Raw genomic sequence first — 3464 nt, forward strand, 5'->3', positions numbered from 1 at the left:
CCGGGGAAGTGCTTGGCGCAGGCGGCGACCCCGACCGACTGGAGACCCTCGACGGCGGCGGCGGAGTGGCGGCGACCCGGGCCGGGTCGGCGCCGAACGATCGGGTGCCGATCACCGGGTTCTCGTCGGCGGTGTTGACGTCGACGGTCGGGGCCAGGTTGACGGTGATGCCGAGGGCGGCCAGCTCGGCGCCGATGGCCGCGTAGACCCGGCGGGTGAGCGCGGGGTCGTCGACCGCGCCGAGCGCCGCGTTGCCCGGGTACGGGCTGCCGGTGGCGTGCGCCAGCCGGGTGACGTCGCCGCCCTCCTCGTCGATGGCGATCAGCACGTCCGGCCGGCCGGTGCGCAGCGCGAGGGTGCTCGCGGCCACCTGCGCGGGATCGTGGACGTTGGTGCCGAACAGGGTGTGCCCGGCCAGCCCCTCGGCGACCAGGTCGACGGCCCACTCCGGCGGCACCGGCCCGGGGTACGCGGCGAGCAGCGTGCCCAGCGCGAGCCGGCGCAGTCCTGGATCCAGCCCCACGTGTCTCTCCCCCTTCGGTGCCGGACGGCACGAGTGTCGCACCGGGAGCGGTCGGTCGTCCGAGTTCCCGGGTACGGGGTGGCCGATACGCTACGGGCACCCGCCCGCAGGTCGATTCGGTTGGCGAAGTTTACGGAAACCAGAGGACGTGGCATGAGTGCGACCCGGCTGCCCGGCACACCCCGCCTGTTGCGGGCGCTCAACGACCGAGCGGCACTGGAACTGCTGCTCGAACGGGGCCCGCTGACCCGGGCCCGGCTCGGCGAGCTGACCGGCCTGTCCAAGGTCACCGCCTCGCAGCTGGTCGAGCGGCTGGAGGAGCGCGGGCTGGTCACCCGGGTCGGTGAGCAGGCCGGCGGGCGGGGCCCGAACGCCCAGCTCTACGCGGTACGCCCGGGCAGTGCGCACGTGGTCGGCGTGGACGTCGGCGCGGAGCGGGTGGTGGCGGCCTGCGCCGACATCACCGGAGCCGTCATCGGCCGGGTGGAGCAGTCCACCCGGGACACCGACGACCCGGCCCGGCTGGACCAGCTGCTCGCCCTGCCCCGGGCGCACCTGGTGGTGGACGGCTACAACGTCACCAAGCGCGGCTTCGGCGAGATGTCCCTCGAACAGCAGCGCAAACGGCTGATCACCGGGCTGGGCGGGATCGCCGCGCAGACCGGCGACGAGGTCACCGTGGTCTTCGACGGCGCGGAGCGGATGCACGGGCTGCCGCCCACCCCGCGCGGCGTCCGGGTGCTCTTCTCGCGCAAGGGGGAGACCGCCGACGAGCTGATCCGCCGCCTGGTCCGGGCCGAGCCGGCCGGTCGGCCGGTGGTGGTGGTCTCGTCGGACCGCGAGGTCGCGGACGGCGTGCGTCGGCACGGCGCGTACCCGCTCGGCGCGGACTCGCTGCTGCGCCGGCTGGCCCGTTCCTGACTCTTGATCACTGTTGTCCGGTTCTGTCGTACCCGATGTCTAGTGTCCGACCTGACCGACGGTGCGCGGGTGGTGACCAGGCGGTCGCACCCGCCGCGCCGCACTCCGTCAGGGAGGCACGATGCTCATCGACTGCGACAGGTGCGGAATCCGGGGCGCCGGCTGCAACGGCTGCCTGGTGACCGCCCTGCTCGACGCCGACTCGCCGGCCGCCGACCTCGGGCCGGCCGAGCTCCGGGCGCTCGAGGTGTTCGCCCGGGCCGGCTTCGACGTGGAGGTGCTGGCCCACGAGGCCGCACCGACCCGTGCCGCCCGCCGGCGCCGGGTGGCCTGACCAGCACGCCGTTCCCGCTGGGGCTTCCGCCCGTGCCGGGGCGCGGGGCACCGCGCCGGGCCCGGTGGCGGGGGGCAATAGGATGGGCGCTCACGGCGGGAGGAGCGGCGGCATGACGCGGTTACGGCGTGGTGGCGGCGGGCCGGCGGACGAGGTGCCGGCGTGACCCCCCGCGGGTGGGCGGTGCTGACCCTCGGCGGGCTGGTGCTGGCGCTGCTGGTCGCCAGCATCGTGCTGGTGCCGTGGGGCCGGCCGCCGGCACCCCGGGCCGATCAGGTCGCCGCGCTGGGCGAACTCCCCGTCGACCAGGTGGCCCACGCGCGCGAGTTCCGCTCCGCGCTGCGCCCCGGCGCGTACGGCGCGCTGGTGGTCGGGCTGCTGGTGGCGCTGCTGCTCGGGCTCACCCCGCTCGGCGCCCGCCTGGTCGAGCTGGCCGGGCGCCCCTTCGGCGGCCACTGGACCGCCCGCGCGGTGCTCGGCGGGCTCGCCGTGGTGCTCCTCGCCGACCTGCTCACCCTGCCCTTCGCCGCCTGGCGGCAGTCCGTGCTCACCCGGTACGGGCTGAGCACCCACGGCTGGAGCGGCTGGGCCGTCGACCTGCTCAAGTCGTACGTGGTCAGCGCCGTCATCGGTGCGATCGCGCTGCTCGGCTTCTACACCGTGACCCGGCTCGCCCCCCGCTGGTGGTGGGCGTTCGGCGCCGCCGGGGCGGCCGGGCTGGTCGTGCTGCTGTCGTTCGTGCTGCCGGTGCTGGTGGAGCCGGTGTTCAACCGGTTCACCCCGATGGAGCCGGGCCCGCTGCGCACCGAGCTGATGGCGATGGCGGCCCGCGACGGGGTGCCGGTGCGCGACGTGCTGGTCGCCGACGCCTCCCGGCGGACGAAGGCGGTCAACGCGTACGTCTCGGGGCTGGGGCCGACCCGGCGGGTGGTGGTCTACGACACCCTGCTGCGCGAGGCCACCCCGGCCGAGGTGACCAGTGTGGTCGCGCACGAACTGGGGCACGCGAAGGACCGGGACGTCTGGACCGGCACGCTTACCGGCGCGCTGGGCGCCGCCCTCGCGGTCGTCGCGCTCTACCTGCTGGGCTCCTGGGGGCCGCTGCTGCGGCTGGCCGGGGTCGACTCGGTCGCCGAGCCGCGCGCGTTTCCACTGCTGATCGCCCTGGTGACGGTGGCCGGGCTGGTCGCCGCGCCGGCGCAGGCGCTGGTCTCGCGCCGGGTCGAGGCGCGCGCCGACGCGCACGCCCTCGCGCTGACCGGCGACCCGGCCACCTTCGAGGCGATGCAGCGCCGGCTGGCCGGGGTCAACCTGGCCGATCCCGACCCGCCGCGCTGGGAGTACCTCTGGTCGGCGTCGCACCCGTCCACCGTGGAGCGGATGGCCGCCGCCCGCGCCTACGCCAGGGAGGCCGGCAGATGAGCCGGACGCTGCTGATCACCAACGACTTCCCACCCCGCCCCGGCGGCATCCAGTCCTTCGTCCACAACCTCGCCGTCCGCCAGCCCTCCGGCTCCGTGGTGGTCTACGCCTCCAGTTGGCGGGGGGCGGCGAAGTTCGACGCCGATCAGCCCTTCGAGGTGGTCCGGGAGCGGACCCGCGTGCTGCTGCCCACCCCGCTGGTGGCCCGCCGGGCCGCCCGGCTGGCCCGCGAGCACGACTGCGACACGTCTGGTTCGGCGCCGC

At 75.7% G+C, this 3464-nt stretch carries 2 protein-coding genes and 4 pseudogenes; 5 read left to right on the top strand and 1 reads right to left on the bottom strand.

Annotated features, from left to right (window positions below; all coding sequences use genetic code 11):
* Window positions 1–523 (bottom strand): annotated as a pseudogene (locus tag JNW89_RS31520) (glycoside hydrolase family 3 N-terminal domain-containing protein); the annotation flags it as partial.
* A gap of 153 nt (window positions 524–676) precedes the next feature.
* On the opposite strand from JNW89_RS31520, the pseudogene JNW89_RS39260 reads away from it, so the two are divergent.
* From JNW89_RS39260 to JNW89_RS31540, 5 genes and pseudogenes are all read left to right on the top strand, one after another.
* A pseudogene (locus JNW89_RS39260) lies at window positions 677–874 on the top strand (helix-turn-helix transcriptional regulator); the annotation flags it as partial.
* 93 nt (window positions 875–967) lie between these two features.
* Window positions 968–1444: pseudogene (locus tag JNW89_RS31525) on the top strand (NYN domain-containing protein); the annotation flags it as partial.
* 121 nt (window positions 1445–1565) lie between these two features.
* Window positions 1566–1778 (top strand): hypothetical protein, encoded by a 213-nt coding sequence (locus JNW89_RS31530; protein ID WP_238451844.1) that lies wholly within the window; start codon window positions 1566–1568, stop codon window positions 1776–1778.
* 162 nt (window positions 1779–1940) lie between these two features.
* Window positions 1941–3200 (top strand): M48 family metallopeptidase, encoded by a 1260-nt coding sequence (locus JNW89_RS31535; protein WP_238451845.1) that lies wholly within the window; start codon window positions 1941–1943, stop codon window positions 3198–3200.
* Window positions 3197–3464, top strand: a pseudogene (locus JNW89_RS31540) (alpha-(1-2)-phosphatidylinositol mannosyltransferase); the annotation flags it as partial. The gene JNW89_RS31535 and the pseudogene JNW89_RS31540, both read left to right, overlap by 4 nt.

The organism is Micromonospora sp. 4G55, from assembly GCF_016803375.1.